We start from the raw sequence: 17,668 nt of genomic DNA, 5'->3' as shown, positions 1-17,668 counted from the left end.
TTTTTGTCGAAAAAACTATAAAAGGGTGGAGAATGAATGAAGGGGAAGAATAGGCAGTTTAAGCGATGGACGAGTTCGTTCATGGCAGCACTACTATTAATTGGTACATTTTTGCCGAGTAGTTTAATAGGCAGAGCGCATGCTGAGCAGGCTGATCATGTGGTCATCTCTCAAGTGTATGGCGGAGGGGGGAACAGCGGCGCTACTTATACGAATGATTTCATTGAATTATACAATCCAACCGATAGCGAAGTTGCATTGGACGGATGGTCTGTTCAATATGCGAGTTCGACAGGTCCGGGATGGACCGTTACACCGATTTCAGGAACCATTAAATCTCATGGTTACTATTTAATTCAAGAGGCAGCAGGTACTACTGTAAAGGACAAGCCATTACCGAAACCTGACACGCAAGCTTCAATTGCAATGGCAGCAGGAGCGGGTAAAGTGGTGTTGGTTAATTCTACTACTGCCGTTTCAGGACAATATCCAACAGGTGTAATCGATTTTGTTGGATATGGAACAGGGACTGTTGGTTACGAAGGGACGACTGGTCCAACAAAATCACCATCAGCCACATTAAGTGCAGTCCGCATACCGTATGCCAACACAGCACCTGCTCCAGGCCTTGGTAATGCATGGGATACAAATGATAATGCGGCAGATTTTGCTACCGTAACACCAACTCCAAGAAACACAGCAAGCCCAACCGAAGCTCCAATGGTCCCGGTAACCAGCCTGCAGCCGAAAGGATTGAACATCCAATTCCTTCAAAACGGCACAGCGGTTAAAGTAATCGGTAAACCAGAAGCAGCAGAACCAGGCTCCACCGTAAAAGTATACGAAACCGCAGCAAAAGGCACAGTCCTAGGTACAGCAACGGCCGCTGCTGACGGATCATTTACAATTGAATTCACAAAGGAGGCCCTATCCTCCGTTTATGTGGCGTCCACGCAAACAGGACTAGCTGAAAGCGCAGCCATCCAAATCAGCGTAGCAGCACCAAGTACACCAGTCACACAAGCAAAACTAAGCTATGTAGTAGCGGACGGGGTAGGGACACTGATTGGCGGCGCAGGTGCAGCAGCAGCAAATGCCAGCATCAATGTCTATCCTAATGACACAGCCACACCATCTGAAAAATTAAATACACAAGAAGTGACAGCTGGAACAGCAGGAGACTTTACCGTTACGATTAACAACGCTCCAAACACGGTTTATGTCACCCAAACAACCAGCTCGGCAAAAGGAATCATGCTCCAAAGCGGAACAGTATCTGTTTCGAAAGCGGATACAACTGCCATAACAAAGATCGCTGAAGTCCGTACATCGGATACAAAAGGCCAGCCAGTCAATCTGAACAAGTTCTTTACAATTGAAGGCGTGGCAACCGTAGATAATCAAATCCTTGGCACACAAAAGCAAAACTTCTATGTCCAAGATGATACAGCGGGCATCAATATCTTTAATACTTCCCTAGATTTAGGCTATCAGATCCTAAAAGGAGACAAGGTCCGCATCACAGGGAAAGTACTAGTCTATAACGGCTTAACCGAATTCGAACCAACTTCAATCGAAAAAATAAGCGAAGGAAATCCCATTCCAGCAGCTAAAACGTTAACAATTAATGATTTAAACACTTACGCAACGGCTGAACCGCTTGAAGGAAGCCTTGTAACAGTGACGGGAAAGGTTTCAGCAGTGGCAGCTTCAGGTGCTAACTATAACGTTACCTTTGTCGATGAAAACAGTAAAGCTACGACCTTAAGGGTAATGGGTACAACAGGTATCAAGCCAGATAACGATCTTGTAACTGGAAAAAGCTATACCGTAACAGGAGTATTAGGACAATATACAACCAATGCTTCCGCAACAAACGGATACCAATTGTATCCTCGTAATGTTAAAGATATTGCACCAATTCTAGGCATCACACACACGGCTTTAACAAAAGTCTACAAAGACGCAAATGTAGAGTTCCAAGCAAATGCCGACGGTGCCGAATCGGTCACACTTTACTACCGGGCAACAGGTACAACCGGTTATACGGCATTACCGATGATAAACGGAGGCGACGGGCGTTACACAGCTACATTAGCAGCAGCGAATGTCCCTCAAAACGGCTTTGAGTATTACATCGAGGCAAAAGCAGGAACACAAGTACAAACAGCTGGAACCAGTGCAGCTCCATATCCAGTAACCTTAATCGAAGATACGACTGGACCAGAAATTTCCGGTTTCACACCACAGGATACAACAAAAGTAGAAAGCCCAACACCAGAAATTTCGGCTTTAATTGATGACGCAAGCGGTGTTGACCAAGCAACAGTTCATATGTGGCTGGATGAACGAGAGCTAACCGCACCAGCAGCAACCATCAGCAAAACACAGGTAAAATATACGCCTGAAACAGACTTGGCACTTGGAACCCACAAGGTAAAGGTTGCGGCAAAGGATACAAAAGGCAACCTAACCGAAAAAGAATGGACATTTGAAGTGGTTCCACGTTTTACAGGTGGTAATCACTACCGCGGTACAACGCATAACCATACAAATATTTCGCATGACGCCGCCGGTACTCCTGAAGAGGCGTTAAAAGCAGGTAAATACCATCATTACGATTGGTTTGCTTTCTCAGACCACTCTCATGATATCGATCCTGAAAAATTGGGAACAGATACCGTGCAGCGTACAACAGCAGATGGTAAGGCAGTACCAGAACGTTCTGGCGGATCGGACTGGCAGTTAACCAAAGATCTTGCGAAAGAGTACACAAACAAAGATTACGTAGTATTCCCAGCATTCGAGATGACTTCAACCACATGGGGACACTCCAACATCTTCGGTACCGATAACTTTATCGACCGAAATATTAACGGCAAGCAATACCAAGATTTAAGCCAATACTATGCATGGGTCATGACATACGACGATATCGTTGGGCAATTCAACCACCCGGATATGTCAGCGAATGCGTTCAACAACTTTAAGCCATATGATGCAAAGGTAGACAAGCTATTCACCATGTTGGAAGTAGGAAATGGTTCAGGCCACTACGGCTATGCCAATGCTGAAGGAAAGTTCTTCTCAGCACTAGATTTAGGCTGGCATGTAGCACCGACTTATGGGGAAGACAACCATGAAGGTACATGGGGTCAAGTCAATGCCCGTACGGTTATCGTAGCGGACGATCTTTCCCAAGCTTCTCTTCTTCACTCAATGCGTAATATGCGCGTTTACATGGAAGAGGATCCGAACTTCACCTTAGACGTGTTAGCCAATGGCTACTACATGGGTTCAACAGTCGACAGCAAAAACCTTAAATTTAACATTAAGGGAAGCGACTTAGTGGCAGAAGCTCATAACGACACAGATTATAGCTATCTTCCAACAAGCTACAAATCAGATGACCGAATTGCAAAAGTAGAATTAATCACCAATGGCGGTAAAGTAGTCGATTCGATTACGCCGATGGAAAAAGACTTCACATGGACACCATCTTATTTAGTTACAGGCGGCCAGCAATGGTTTGTTGTTAAAGTAACCCAAATGGACGGCGAACGAATTTACTCTTCACCAATCTGGTCAAAAGAAGAACCAGTGGATGTAAAAGTAAACAGCATTGATGTAGACGGCGGCGTCATCATTGGCGGTAACCCGGCAACATTAAAAGCAACCGTAGCGAATAATGGTACACAACCAGTTAAAAACCTAAAAGTAGACTTCTATTATGACGAAGTAAACCAAACCAACTTAATTGGAACAAGCAACATTTCTTCAATCCTAACGAAGAGTTCAGCAACAGCATCTACGACCTGGAATGCACCAATAATAGGCGACCATAAAATTATTGCAGTTGTTACCTCATTAGATGGTCTGGATCTAGGTAATACGCAGTTTACCTTACCGGTAAAAATTAAAGAGCCGCTCGGCGTAAAAGTATTAATCGATGCCAACCATGGTAATGAAAATACAAGTGGCGACAGCGGAACCTATAAGGATAACCTAAAAGCCTTTACCCTTATGCTTCAAAAAGAAGGCTATACGGTTACAGAAAATAAAACAGCTCTTACAGATGCAACATTAAGCGGTGTGAAGGTATTAGTACTCACCCACACAAGAACAGCGTTAACGGCTGCTGAAGATACAGCTGTAGCAAATTTTGTGAAAAATGGCGGTTCCTTGTTAATGGCCGGGAAGAGCAATAACAGCACTGACCCTACCATGAACAATGCCCTATTAAGTGAGATGGGCTCAGCCATTCGCATGAGCAGTGATGGAGTCTTTGACGACAGCAAGAGCGGTAACTTCTGGAGTGATCCAAAAGTCAGCCCATATGCAGTCCGAGTGCATCCAGGATTAGTATCAAACTTAATTACCGACCGCGTATCGTTTATTGATTACTACAGCGGTTCAAGCTTATCAGGCGCAAATAATCAGCCTCTAACAGATGGCGGGAAAGTGACGATCCTTGCAAAAGGAAATGAAACCACCTACCAAAACAATATTAAAGGCAGCTACACCTACGATGCTGTTTCCGATGAAACCGGCGGTTCGGCGATTCCGTTAATTGCCTCTGAAGAAATTGGATCAAATGGACGGATTGTCGTGTCTGGTATGAACATCTTTAACGACAAACAAATGGATGAATCATATGAGCCAAAAGGAAACGATGAATTCACATTGAATGCCGTCAACTGGCTTGCACATCGCGAAACGAAAGTGTCCAAAATCGCCGATGTACGCTCGAAGGAAGATGGTACAGATGTAGTCGTGGAAGGGACAGTAACAACTGGAGCAGGCAATTTCTTTGATGCGTTCTACCTGCAGGATGAAACCGGCGGTATTATGGCATTCCAGGAAGTTCCGGAAGGTTCACTGAAACTAGGCGACAAAGTCCGTGTAAATGGCCATATTAAGACTTTTGAAAATAACAAAGAACTAGAGTTTACAACCTTTGCAAGTGACGTTATTAAAATTGGTTCGGGTGATCCACTCCAGCCGAAGACAGTGGCAACTGGGGAAGCAACAACTTCCGCAAACCAAGGTCTGCTTGTAAAAGTAACCGGAAAAGTCGTATCCAAGTATGACGATAATTCCTATGTAATCAATGATGGATCTGGTGATGTTTTAGTCTTTACAGACGGATACATTGTCAACCAAAGCGGTCCTGTCCCAGCTCTTAAAGTGGGAGACACGTTAGAAGCAGTCGGTCTTTCTGGGGCATTTTCAGAAGGGACTCGAATCCGTGTAAGAAACACGAAAGAATTGGTTGGAACAGACACTTCAGCTCCAGACGCACCGGTAGTAAATGGGGTAACCGATCAAGATAAATCCATCACGGGTACAACCGAAGCAAATGCAACCGTAAATGCAACAGTAGGCGGCCAAGAAATTGGCACAACTACAGCTGATGCAGATGGTAAATTTACAATTACGATTGAAACACAAACTGCAGGAACCAAGATTGCATTAACAGCAACAGACGCTGCTGGAAACCATGGGGCAGCAACTGAAGTCACTGTAAGTGATGCAACGGCTCCTGATGCACCAGTAGTAAATGATGTATCAGATAACGACGTTGTGATTAGTGGGACAACCGAGGCAAATGCTAAGGTAGAGGCTAAGGTTGCTGGCGAAGTAATCGGTACCGCTACAGCAGATGAAGTGGGCCATTACACGATCACAATCGAGAAGCAAGCAGCAGGAAGCAAAATTTCTGTCACAGCAACAGACGCTGCCGGTAACGCCAGCGAAGCTGCTAAAGTCATCGTACTTGATCGAACTGCACCGGAAGCACCAGTTATAAATGGTGTAACAGATAAAGATGTAGTTATCACTGGAACAACCGAAGCAAATGCAACTGTAACAGCAGTGGCAGGCGGCCAAGAAATTGGTACAGCTACAGCTGATGCAGATGGTAAATTTACAATTACAATTGCAAAACAATCAGCAGGTACTAATATTGCAGTCACAGCAACAGACGTTGCTGGTAATCAAAGTGCAGCAACTGAAGTGACCGTACTAGACGCAACCGCTCCAGATGCACCAAGCATCAACCTAGTAAACGATAACGATGTCGTTATCACGGGTAAAGCAGAGTCAGGTGCAACAGTTGTGGCTACAGTGGATGGCAAAGAGATTGGTAGAAGTAAAGCTGAATTTGACGGCACATTTACCATTGCGATTGCCAAGCAAGCAGCTGGTTCAACCATCTCGATTACAGCTACAGATGCAGCTGGTAACATTAGTTTAGCTGCTAGTGTAAAAGTTGTAGATGAAAAAGTAACAAAGGTAAGTGTCACAACAGCAAAGCCTGGTACACAGGTGTTTAAGGAGCCAATTCAATTTACAGCAGTCTCAGAAGGCAGCAGAACTCCTGAATATCGTTTCTATATCATCGATAAAAAGGGCAATGTCATCTACTCGCAAGCTTATGGGACTAGCAATACATTGACTTGGACGGCTAGGACTCCTGGAACCTATACACTTGTCGTAGAAGCAAAGGATCAGTTTAATTTTGGTCTAATCACACCGTATTCTGAGGCAAGAACTCAATTAACATTTGAGGTTGCGGCAGGCAAAGCTAGTAAATAGTTTTTAAAAACGTAAATGTTTTTTCATAGTTTGTTCATATTCAGGGGGTAGAATAAGGACATGAAGAGGTAAGCTAATTCAACCCTTTTTCATGACCCCCTTTATATAGAATCGTTGTCCGACCAACATGCGGCCGGACATTTTTTTTACCGTCCTGAGCAGGAGGGGCATCTTAGATGGCTTTGTTAATAATCAGAGGAATTTTGTTAATAAAACTATTTTTTTGTTAATATATCTTATTTTTTGTTAATAAAGTCCCCAATTTTGTTAATAAACCTTGAATTTTTGTTAATAAACAAGCTTGGAGTTTTTTTCGAAAGGGCTGGATCAGGAATTGTGCATAAAATTAGGATTTTTCTACAAAGCCGGAGGAGGATTCTACAAACCTAGCACCCAATTCTACAAAACTAACACAGTATTCTACGAAACCTCCATCTAATCCTACAATAATTGGTAATTAACTCTCAATCCCATAAAAAAGGCTCCTACAACGTGTGTAGAAGCCCACTTCTTTAATATACCTTCACCAAAACCGACCGACTCTGATTCCCCGCCCGATCCATCGCGGAAACATCAAGAGTAGATCCCTTTGCTTGTGCTTTAATAACCGCTTTAAAATTACCATACTTGTCGGACACGGCTTTTCCTACTAGGCTAGTACCCTTATAAATATAAACCGTTGCGCCCACTTCAGCTTTACCAGTAACGGTGGTTGACCGATACGTCACTTTATTAACACTAGGTGCAGCAGGAGGAGTCTTATCAATCACCGTTACCGAAGTGTAACTTTGATTACCGACAAGATCACTGGCATAAATCGTGACAACCGTTCCAGCTTTTTGCGCGCGAGCCATTTTGATTACAAATGTTCCTGCGGTGGTAGCAATGCCTTGTCCTAACACCGTGCTTCCGGTCTTAACGACAATCTTTGCCCCAGCTTCCGTTTTTCCGATAAGCACCGTTTGATTCTCTTTAAGCGATGTGGTAAGAGCTGGCTTTACAGGAGCGGTCTTATCCAATACTGTTACCTGAACTTCAGTACTTTTATTACCTGCACCATCCTGAGCGTAAACAATCAGTTTGGTACCGGCCTTTTGTGCCGAAATACTAACGGAGAAGCCGCCAGTACTTGAGGCAAGCGCATTGCCTAACACGGTTGTTCCGGATTTTACATATACAGTCGAACCTGCCTCCGCTGTACCAGTAACTGTTGTTTGATTATCTCCGACGGTATTAACAGTCGGCGGTGCTGGAGGAGTTGTATCTCCTGTATTGTCATTTATTAGCGTATAAGTGATATCCGAGTCTTTATCTGTGGGTGCAGTAAATGGTAAATCAACTAACTTAACAACTGCACCGCCACCGTTTAAATACATTCCATAATCGTTATAGATTTTAGGAATCAGAGCATTAAAGGCAGGTACTCCTTTAAATCCATAAAGACCAGTAGCCTGCTTTAACAATAAGGCCTCTCGAAATGAGGTCATAAATTTTCCAAATGACATGTTCGGGTCAATGTATTTATGGATGACCGCTTCCACAGCACGATAGTTATTGTTTGGATTCTCTACAATTTCCTTAAATATTTTGTCGCCTTGGCCCGCTTGCAGCTTGAGATATTGAAAGAACAAGTAGGACAAGGAATAGTTGGATAATACATCACCGTAATCATCCCAATACAATAACGAATGACCGTTGGTAATCGAATCAGAGTAATTGTAATAATCAATCCGATCTGTTAGGGGACTGCCTGTATAGATTTGTTCAGCAGCCATTGATAATCCTTCATCTAACCACGTATCCATTTGGGTAGTGCTGCCCTCGATAAAGGCGGTGCGGTTAAAGTCGACCATGTGTTGAAATTCATGGGCTAGCGTGCTGTAAGCTTGTGAAACATCTTTTCCAGAACCAATTCCCATTGTTGGATAGGTATCGATGTTGAAGACTTCCATTTGATTGGAGTCAGGAAGGTCATATAGATCGTATGGATTGAAGTATCCTGCCACATAACCGCCGGTTCCGCTGAAGCCATCCTGGATATCATAGCAAAGGATATTTACTTTCCCATTTCCATCGACATCGGATTCCATCCCAAAGTTGGTATTGACCATCGGTTTTATTTTCGTGTCAAACTCTTGACCGAGTTTCTGCGCATCGGCAGCGGTAATTTGATTGTTATAGACCCAAACATTAGAGGTTGTCCCACTGTATAGCAATTGAGCCGTAATTTCATAATCATAATCTGACTCAATATTGGCCACCCAAAAGGATTTGCTGTCTCCTACTGCAAACGATGAGGTAGACAACATATTTCGACGAAGTTTACTAGTTTTGTTTTTTGCTATATTAAAAGGTTTAACATAATCCATTTTATAAGCACTAGGCTTTAATTGTTTATTATACGTATAGTTCTTATTGCTAATTTTAAAAGATCCTGTATAGGCAGTTCCATCTCCGTCTGTGGACTCGTTATTGATAATAACATAGCCCTGACCTGATGTAATCGCATGTGCGGTTTCTCCAGCAGAAACGGAGAATAATAGAAGGCCGGATAAGACGATAGAAAATAATCGTTTGAATTTATTCATAAGAGCTCCTCTCACTCATCATTGATTTCTGTGTATTAACTTAGTAAACGGTTGCCCACGCAGAACTACTTTGATTGCCGCCTTTATCGATGGCTAGTACTTCTAGTTTAATGCCCTGCTTCTGAACCGGTATGATCGCGCTATAGTACCCAGCACTATTGCTTGTGGCTTGTCCCACCAAAGTGGATCCGGAGAAAATATAGACCCCTGTACCTGCTTCTGCTTTACCGGTGATGGAGGTGGAGGTGCTCGTCACTTTATTTACGGTAGGCGCCGCTGGAGCTGTTACATCCATGACGGTTACAGCATTCCCTGCACTGCGATTTCCAACTTTATCTATGGCGTAAACCGTTAGGACTGTGCCTGCTTTCTTTAGGGCTGTGAGTTTAATTGTAAAGGAGCCTGTTGAAGTAATTTGGCCAATGACGCTAGTGCCTTGTCTAATTTCTACTCTAGAGCCGTTTTCGGCTGTTCCATTAATAATCGTTTGGTTATCACCAATAGGACTAACACCTGGTTTCCCTGGAGGTGTCCGATCGATAACGGTGATGGTCGTACCTACGCTTTGGTTTCCGGCAGCATCTTTTGCATAAACGGTTAGTTTTACTCCAGCCCGTTGTTTAGGAATGGACACACTATATGTCCCGGTTGAGCTGACTTTTGCTGTACCAACTGTGGCACTTCCATTTTTTACAAGAATATAAGAATTTGCTTCTGCTCTGCCTGTAACAATCGTGTCATTGTCGTCAACTGTGTTAACGGTTGGCTTGGCCGGCGGTGTTTTATCAGGCACCGAATAGAAAGGATTGGTTACCTTAAATTGCGTGACATCTTGGTAGTACGAATCACTCAGATATTCGGAGACCCCTATTCTTACATATATGTAGGGCTGGCCTTGAAAGTTTGCTTTATTTATATAAGAATTCAACAAAACATTTACATAACCTGTTGTATTAAAATTTGTTTCCCCCGTGTATTGTAAAGTTCCAGCATTATTTTTATAAAACTCAATTGTAATATATGGATCTTTAAAAATGTAATAATCGCACTGATATAGCATTTGAACATTCATAGCAGTAAAAGAATAATTTATAACTGACTTGAAGTAAAGATCGTGATATGTACTCCAACTATCATACAAGGAATCTACATATGTATTATTTCCTCTTAATGGATAATCTCCCGGATTTACAGATAAAGACTTCCTCATAACCGTACTTGGTAAGCTGCTTTTAGTAATGTTGCTGCTTAAACTTTTTTGCACCGGAATCAATTCCGCAGCATGTGCACTAATCGGTATCCCAATCAAACCTAAAAATAACAAACATAATACAACCCTTAAACTTTTCATTCCTTCACTCCCTAAGCCTAATTTCATCAGACAATAGTCCTCTATTAAGAATATTATAAATTATTCTACTGATAAAATATATCACAAGTGGAAATTATTTGTAATAAGCTGTAATAAAAAAAAGGAGCCTACGCTAGGCTCCCTTAAAAACTATTAAAATATAAAAACTAACGTTTAGAGGCATTAGGAACAAATAATGGCTTACCAAACTTGGTTTTACCATATTTTCCAATAATTCCTTGGCCTTCTTTGCTGACTAACCAATCAATGAAAGTCTTACTTGAATTTGGCTTTTTCGTTCCCTTTACTTCAATGACACCATATGGATTGTATAAATCACTTTGTCCGTACACTAATTTCGCTAAAGACGTTTTATTCGTTAAAAAAGTAGCCTCATCAGTGAGGGTATATCCGTCTAATTCTTCGGCCATACGGAGAGTATCACCCATACCAAGTCCAGCCTTTTTATACCAAGTACCAGAAGGAGTAATGCCTGCCAATTTCCATAGGGCAATCTCTTTCTTATTAGTACCAGAGTCATCTCCTCTAGAGATAAAGATAGCTTTGGCAGTACTGATTTTTTTAAGAGCTGTTACCGCTGAAGTTGAACCTTTAATATGAGCAGGATCTGCTGATGGTCCAACAAGCAAGAATTGGTTATACATCACGTTCCAGGCATATGTACCATAACCATTCTTCACAAATTGGTCTTCACTTTTACGATCGTGCACAAGAACCACATCGGCGTCGCCTTGCTGACCCATTTTTAAAGCTTGTCCAGTTCCGACTGCGATTACCTTTACATCTACATTATACTTGGATTCAAAAACAGGAATAATCGTATCCAGCAGGCCTGAATCCTGGGTACTGGTCGTCGTAGCAAGAATAATTGAGCTTTCAAGTTTTGGTGCTGCAGCGGTAGTAACGACATTCTTGGTATATTTGGAATAAACATAACCAGTGGTTGTTTTCCAAATGACTTTATACCATGAACCCTTTGTACCAATAACCGAAAGTACCGTGCCCTTCTTGGCAATGGCAATACGGCTATAATGAGAACTAGCTCCTTTTCTAATGTTGGCATTGATCGTCGTTGTTACTTTCTTAATCACCTTTGGCTGACTAGTAGCAGCCAATGATTGGGTGCTCACCGAAAAGACGAGCATAAGAGCTGCAAAAATGGAAAGGACCAAACTTCTAATTTTCATACTATCCCTCGCTTAGAATGTTAATTTTTACAAACCTATCATAAGGGACAATTTACCTATAGTAAATCAAGTTTTGTCTAGTTTCATTAAGTTTTGTTAAGTTTATTACAGAATTGTGGCAGTTCATAAGACTTACTTTTCAATGATAATGAAAACATTTACAATAGTGTCTACCTTGTAAGCTTTTGGAGGAAACGAGATGAAAGAGTGGATCTTCTTATTTAAGCAAGAAGCGATTATCAAAATCATTACCCTGTCACTACAGGTTTCGTTAACAGCCTTGCTCATTGGCGGCCTGATTGGGATCCTATTTGGAACAATCCTAGGAATCTATCGGTTCAAAGGTAAAAATATCATTCTATCAGTAGTCTATACGTTCATGGGTGTACCTCCTGTGTTAATTGGCGTGATTGTTTATCTTTTATTATCTAGAAAAGGGATATTTGGTTTCGCTCAGCTCTTATTTACTCCAACCGCGATGACGATAGCACAAATCCTATTAGTAACCCCGATTGTGACGGGACTAATCTATTCAGCTTTATCAGCCAATGTGAACAAATATTCAGCCGCCGCACTGACGCTTGGGGCAAACCAGCTACAATTATGGATGGTCCTGCTAAGGCAATCGAGAAGAGGCATTATTACGGCTTGTTTAACGGCATTCGGACGGGCGATTTCAGAAGTGGGAGCGGTTATGTTAGTCGGCGGTAATATTGAAGGCGAAACAAGGGTAATGACCACAGCGATTATTCTCGAGACAAGGCAGGGGAACTTCAATACGGCGCTTGCTTTAGGTTTGGTGTTATTATTGATTAGTTTTCTGATTAATTTCTTTGTCTTATGGAGATTTATGTTACCCAAAGGTCCGAATCAAGGGGTGATTCAGGTATGACCAATGCGGTCGTAATCCAGCAGCTTCAAGTGAAAACCAAGCAAAGAATGCTGCTTGAAATTAATGATATTGAAATCGTTTCAGGAAACAGATATGTGATCATCGGGCCGAGCGGTGCAGGAAAAAGCACACTGTTAAAATCGATTGCCTCCCTGCAAACGTATAGTACAGGAGAGATAACACTATTTGAAGCAATATTAGAGAAGAAAACCAAACAAGCGTTAAGAAAAAGAATGGTCTATGTCGCCCAGCATGAGGTCTTATTCACCGGGGACGTTGCTTATAATATCGGCTTAGGACTTAAATTCCGGAAAGTTTCCAAACAGGAAAGGCAAGGGAAGATAAAGGAGATCCTAGCCTTAGTCGGACTCGAAGGGTATGAAAAAAGAAATATCGACACGCTTTCAGGCGGTGAAATCCAGCGAGTGGCTTTAGCAAGGGCGCTTGTTTTTGAACCAGAGCTGTTGCTGTTAGATGAACCCACTGCCAATCTCGATCCCTACAATGTCCAAATGATGGAACAGGCAATTCTGAACTACTGTAAGGTGAAAAAAGCAACCTTGATTTTGGCCACCCATAATATGAATCAAGCGAAACGGATTGGGCAATATGGGCTTTTTATCGCTAATGGATTATTGAAAGAGTTTGGGGAATTGCCTGGTTTAGTCGAAACTCCAAACTCACCTGAGTTAGTGGAATTCCTCGAATGGGCGTAAACAAAGCCTAACGGTTTAGAGACACAAAAATTCTATCCGATCTGAAAAAAAATACATTTGTAAAAATTAACTAATCAAAAATATATTATTAATTACGTATAAGTACCAAAAGACTAATAAAAGTTCTACAGCAATAAATAATAAAATTTTATTGATGATTGTTCTTTTATTAACAAATACTTTTCGAAAAGCAAATAAGAAACAAACGACAAAGCAAATAAAATTTATCACTAAGGTACCGCCTATAAGCGAAGGAATGAAATCGTCAATGGTGCGTTTTGCTCTCAAATCAGGATTGAAAGAATTCAAAGCGCCCATGAATTGTATAAAAAGGTAAAAGAGTACTGCATTAAAAATAATATAGTATAAATTTCTAATCATAAAATGAGCCCCCTTTACTAAAATAATAACATTACAAAGAGGGCCTGCAACAGTATATCGTGCAGGTCCTTTTCGTGTTATTCATATCATTCTGTTTCGTTTGGCTCAGATACGTTTTTAAATAGTTCACCGAGGTGTTCTTTTTCGATATATTTACTGAATACATCTTTGATGATCCAATAATTCACTGCTGTCCTCGTATAGCTATTATTAGGTAATTTAGAATGTGAACTAGCCGGATCCGCCCCGATGATGACGTAGCGTTTGTCAAAATTTAAAACATGATTTTCGACACGATCATCGCCTTTACCAGCGTCATGAGCCGAGCCTAATGCACTATTCAGCGTGACGATAGAATCATCATACGTTAATGGTATTTCTGGTGAATCTCCTTTAAAATATGCATCCATTATCCTTTTATGTGCGTAAGTGGTGAAATCCCCATTTTTGGGACTCAGCTCTTTTTCTAGATAACGAACTTCTACCGGTTCTCCGGGAGCCTTGTCATAGGAAGAAATACCGCCAATTGCAAAATACAAAGCATTTTTCTTACTAGCAGTTGTGAAGTTTTCATTTAGACGATCTGGGAAAGACATGACCTTAACCCATTCATATTCTTCATCAGTAAAATTCCACATTAATTCATAATGGTTCGGATCCAAGTCTCCTGCTGCCGGAGAAGCAATTTGGTCATATGTTTTTCCTGACCATTTTTTTGCAGAAGCACAAATAGAAGCATGTTCACCGCAATAATCGGCAAGACCATTTCCTCCCCAATGCGGTGTCGCGATGGTAATGATTCCATCAACATCTACCGATTTCACACTGACTTTTTCGTTGTAGTAACGGGAAACTAACCCACCCATGGAGTGAACCACAAAAATGACTTTCGGTTTAGAACCTGCTGTCGGTCTTTTTAATTTACCCGCTGCAACTAAGTTGTCTAAATATTTACCTAAGATAAAGGAGGACTCCCAAGGATGGGCTAAGTTTGGATAATTAAAGGTATACAAGTCGGAGAAACGGCCGACTTTGGATTCAACGGAATTATAAAGACCTTTTCCGTTTTTAAACACTGCTTGGTTTTCAATACTGGAAAACTTCGCTACTTGTGCAGGACTAGTTGCATCCATCGCCCGCTGCGCTTTTTCTCCTTCTGTTCCTCCATTAACACCATCTAGTGGGGACCAAGCGCCAAATGTTTGTTTATTGTCAGATGTCCAACCGTGAAGGAATACCACGCTTGGCGCATATTCTTTTAATGGTTCTAGATCTTGTTCATCATCATAAATGTCATAATCCGAATTTTTCTCTGCTGGGTTTGATTTAAAATTCCAACATTCAACTGTTTTTCCATACCCATCATCACAAGTGGTTTTATCAGTTAATTCTTTGCTATCAGGGACATGATCGCCATCAGAATCAGTCTTGGTATCCGTTTTGTCAGGATATTTATTCAAGCGAACAAGAGTGTTATTAGAAAGGCGTACTGTCACTTTTTCATTTGTTTCTTCACCTATATTTGCAATTAATTTATCAAGCTCAGTAGAGAAATTACCATTAATATCGGCTAATATCCCTCCAGTATTGGTATACAAATCTTTATAGTATGAAGAATAATCAGTAGATGTAATAACGGAAGCAGAAATTTTATCGGCTTTTAAACGATTAATCTCTTCAGCCATGGTAGTTAATCCATCAAATCTAGTATTTTCGTGGTAATCGACATCGGTCAATAAAACAATGAATTTAGCCTTGTTATCAGTGAATCCCATTAATCTAGCTTCTTCTAAAGCGTCGACAGCAGATTCAGGATCGTCTCCTCCGCCATTAGCTCTCACGCTATTCAGATCACTTTTAAATGCATTAGCGGTTGTAAACCATCCGTGATTTTTAGTTGATTTTGGTCCATCAGCGTTAATGTCCTTATAATCAACTAAACCAAGACGAACATCTACTTTATTCGCATCTAACCGGTCAACAAAATCATTGATGTTGTTTTTAACATTGTTGATTGTATAACCCATAGAGCCTGTTGAATCCAAAACAAATGCAACATCGGCTTTACCTTTTTCAATGCGGTCGCTCTTATTGCCGCCATCCGTTCCCTCAAAGAAGGAAGGGGTATCAACAGCTGCATAATGACTGAAATGCGTTGTTTTAGCAGAGATGGTATGGGTAGCTGCATCATAAGATGTCGTTAAGAACTTTACCTTATTTTCTTTATCGTCATACCAAACAACTTTATAATCTTCCAGTTTTCTAGAAGACAATAAAGAATTGTCTATTTTAAATGAGATTGTGGCTTCATTAAAACTTGAAGTTGACTTGATATCAATAGGTTTACCAACAACACCTGGAATGGATGTGAGGGTTGGTACATGGGATGCGTCTAAAACGGTCACACTTGTGTTAAAGTTACCTTTTCCAGTGATAGAAATGCTAGCCGGCGCAAGGTTATCGGTAGAATTGACATCTTTAAATAAATCAGCATCTAACTTTTGAGTAGACGTTTCGTCACCGTCTAATGTACCATCACCATCTGTATCCTTTTTTAATGGATTAGTGCCCATATCAATTTCATCACCATCGGATAAGGTGTCGCCATCTGTATCTTCTAGGAGAGGGGATGTCGAATAAGTGCTGATTTCATCGCCATCCTTTAAATAATCATTATCTGTATCATCATTCAAAGGATCTGTTTTGTTTTCCATTTCTTTAATATTAGAAACCTTATCAGCGTCTAAATCTTCATTGCCATCTAAAATTCCATCTTTGTCGGTATCTTTTAATGTCGGATTCAAATTTATCGCATATTCAAATCCGTCTGGAAGAGAGTCTCCGTCCGTATCCGGATTGGCAGGGTCTGTTTTTAAAGTTGTCTCAAGAGATAAAGAGAGTCCGTCATTATCTTCATCATCTTTATAAGAAATAGATACTTCATCTTGAAACACCTTGCCTTTGCTGTCATGTGCCGCGACAATCACACGATTGATACCTTGTTTTAATTTAAGGTTTTTAATTTCCCAATTTTTATCTCCTGTTACCTCCCCTTTTGAATCAGGCTCTAACGAATCGTTAAGAAAGACAACATACTGGATAACGCTTGGTTTTTTACCTTTATAGGTACCTTCTAAAGTAAGTGAATCATAATTCGCTACGAAAGACGCTTCTTTTGGTGAGGTAATTCCAATAGAAAAAGGTCCTTCTTCAGCTGGTGGATTGTCTACATCAGCTTGTACAGTTGTAACGAGTTCATAGGTTTTATTATCCACACTTACTTTGTAAGTCGCTGAAATGTTTTCTTTCAATATCGCTGCATTTGCATGTGAAAAGGAAGGAACCATTAAAGAAAGAATCAACAAAGAAGCAACTTCTTTTTTTAGGTTCTTTTTTCGTAGAGCAATTACCGCAATGGAAAGAATAGTGGATGAAACAAGCAACAATACAAAGTACTTCATGAAGGGTGTTTCATCCCCTGTTTTAGGAGAGGACCCGCTTGTACTGTCCGTTGCCGTAGTACCTTTATTGTCTGAATCATGACTTACATTCGTTTCAGACGGTTTGGTTGTAGTTCCACTCTTTTTCGCTTTTGCGTCAAAATTAATAACATATTCTTCAGTGCCTTTAATGGTCTTGATGTTCCAAATCTGTTTTTTACCATCTACTTTTTGGTTTGTTTTGACCGCTTCCAGACCGTCTGGCAATGTCGAAGTGACAACGACATTTTTTGCGTCGCCGCTTGATGAATTGGAAATGGTAATTTTATATTTAATATCATCTCCGGCTTTATATGTTTGTTTATCTGATGAAACGGTTAATTTCAATTTTGGTGTATTTTCAGCTGCATGGACAATCATTTGCTGTTGTTGTGAAGCTAAAAAGAAAACAACAATAGCCACCATGCAATACAATGTTCGTTTAAAGTTCATTCT

At 40.9% G+C, this 17,668-nt stretch carries 8 protein-coding genes; 3 read left to right on the top strand and 5 right to left on the bottom strand.

What is annotated here, in order from left to right; all coding sequences use genetic code 11:
• Positions 1-36: 36 nt before the first annotated feature.
• On the top strand, positions 37-6,597 hold the full coding sequence (locus V7077_RS12700) for a DUF4350 domain-containing protein (protein WP_335502031.1): 6,561 nt from the start codon (positions 37-39) through the stop codon (positions 6,595-6,597).
• Between the two features lie 512 nt (positions 6,598-7,109).
• On the opposite strand, the gene V7077_RS12695 is transcribed toward V7077_RS12700, so the two are convergent.
• From V7077_RS12695 to V7077_RS12685, 3 genes are all read right to left on the bottom strand, one after another.
• Positions 7,110-9,185 carry an Ig-like domain-containing protein gene (locus tag V7077_RS12695; RefSeq protein WP_335502028.1) on the bottom strand — a complete coding sequence of 692 codons (2,076 nt, stop codon included), beginning with the start codon at positions 9,183-9,185 and terminating at the stop codon, positions 7,110-7,112.
• Positions 9,186-9,225: 40 nt separating this feature from the next.
• Complete coding sequence (locus V7077_RS12690) at positions 9,226-10,536, bottom strand: Ig-like domain-containing protein (protein ID WP_335502027.1); 1,311 nt, start codon at positions 10,534-10,536, stop codon at positions 9,226-9,228.
• Between the two features lie 167 nt (positions 10,537-10,703).
• Entirely contained in the window at positions 10,704-11,744 is a 1,041-nt protein-coding gene (locus V7077_RS12685; protein ID WP_335502026.1) for a substrate-binding domain-containing protein, read from the bottom strand.
• A 199-nt stretch (positions 11,745-11,943) separates the two neighbouring features.
• Between V7077_RS12685 and V7077_RS12680 the strand changes: the two genes are divergently transcribed.
• Together V7077_RS12680 and V7077_RS12675 are read left to right on the top strand one after the other, a co-directional pair.
• The gene (locus V7077_RS12680; protein ID WP_335502024.1) at positions 11,944-12,636 is read left to right on the top strand and encodes an ABC transporter permease; all 693 of its coding nucleotides are present in this window, start codon (positions 11,944-11,946) and stop codon (positions 12,634-12,636) included.
• On the top strand, positions 12,633-13,352 hold the full coding sequence (locus V7077_RS12675; protein WP_335502023.1) for an ABC transporter ATP-binding protein: 720 nt from the start codon (positions 12,633-12,635) through the stop codon (positions 13,350-13,352). The genes V7077_RS12680 and V7077_RS12675 overlap by 4 nt, the downstream gene beginning before the upstream one ends.
• A 66-nt stretch (positions 13,353-13,418) precedes the next feature.
• Here V7077_RS12675 and V7077_RS12670 read toward each other — a convergent pair whose 3' ends face one another.
• Both V7077_RS12670 and V7077_RS12665 read right to left on the bottom strand, forming a co-directional pair.
• On the bottom strand, positions 13,419-13,733 hold the full coding sequence (locus V7077_RS12670) for a hypothetical protein (protein ID WP_335502021.1): 315 nt from the start codon (positions 13,731-13,733) through the stop codon (positions 13,419-13,421).
• Between the two features lie 86 nt (positions 13,734-13,819).
• Entirely contained in the window at positions 13,820-17,665 is a 3,846-nt protein-coding gene (locus V7077_RS12665; RefSeq protein WP_335502019.1) for a VWA domain-containing protein, read from the bottom strand.
• Positions 17,666-17,668: the final 3 nt, after the last annotated feature.

Origin of the sequence: Neobacillus vireti, from assembly GCF_036962465.1 — a bacterium.
GTDB lineage: Bacteria > Bacillota > Bacilli > Bacillales > Cytobacillaceae > Neobacillus > Neobacillus vireti_B.
Note: the sequence above shows the minus strand (reverse complement) of the source record. Positions and strands in the feature narration are given on the sequence as shown.

Excerpts from the sequence above, each read along its gene's own strand:
- V7077_RS12670 (WP_335502021.1), bottom strand. The coding sequence starts at position 13,733 with ATGATTAGAAATTTATACTATATTATTTTTAATGCAGTACTCTTTTAC.
- V7077_RS12675 (WP_335502023.1), top strand. The coding sequence starts at position 12,633 with ATGACCAATGCGGTCGTAATCCAGCAGCTTCAAGTGAAAACCAAGCAA.
- V7077_RS12685 (WP_335502026.1), bottom strand. The coding sequence starts at position 11,744 with ATGAAAATTAGAAGTTTGGTCCTTTCCATTTTTGCAGCTCTTATGCTC.
- V7077_RS12700 (WP_335502031.1), top strand. The coding sequence starts at position 37 with ATGAAGGGGAAGAATAGGCAGTTTAAGCGATGGACGAGTTCGTTCATG.
- V7077_RS12665 (WP_335502019.1), bottom strand. The coding sequence starts at position 17,665 with ATGAACTTTAAACGAACATTGTATTGCATGGTGGCTATTGTTGTTTTC.
- V7077_RS12690 (WP_335502027.1), bottom strand. The coding sequence starts at position 10,536 with ATGAAAAGTTTAAGGGTTGTATTATGTTTGTTATTTTTAGGTTTGATT.
- V7077_RS12695 (WP_335502028.1), bottom strand. The coding sequence starts at position 9,185 with ATGAATAAATTCAAACGATTATTTTCTATCGTCTTATCCGGCCTTCTA.
- V7077_RS12680 (WP_335502024.1), top strand. The coding sequence starts at position 11,944 with ATGAAAGAGTGGATCTTCTTATTTAAGCAAGAAGCGATTATCAAAATC.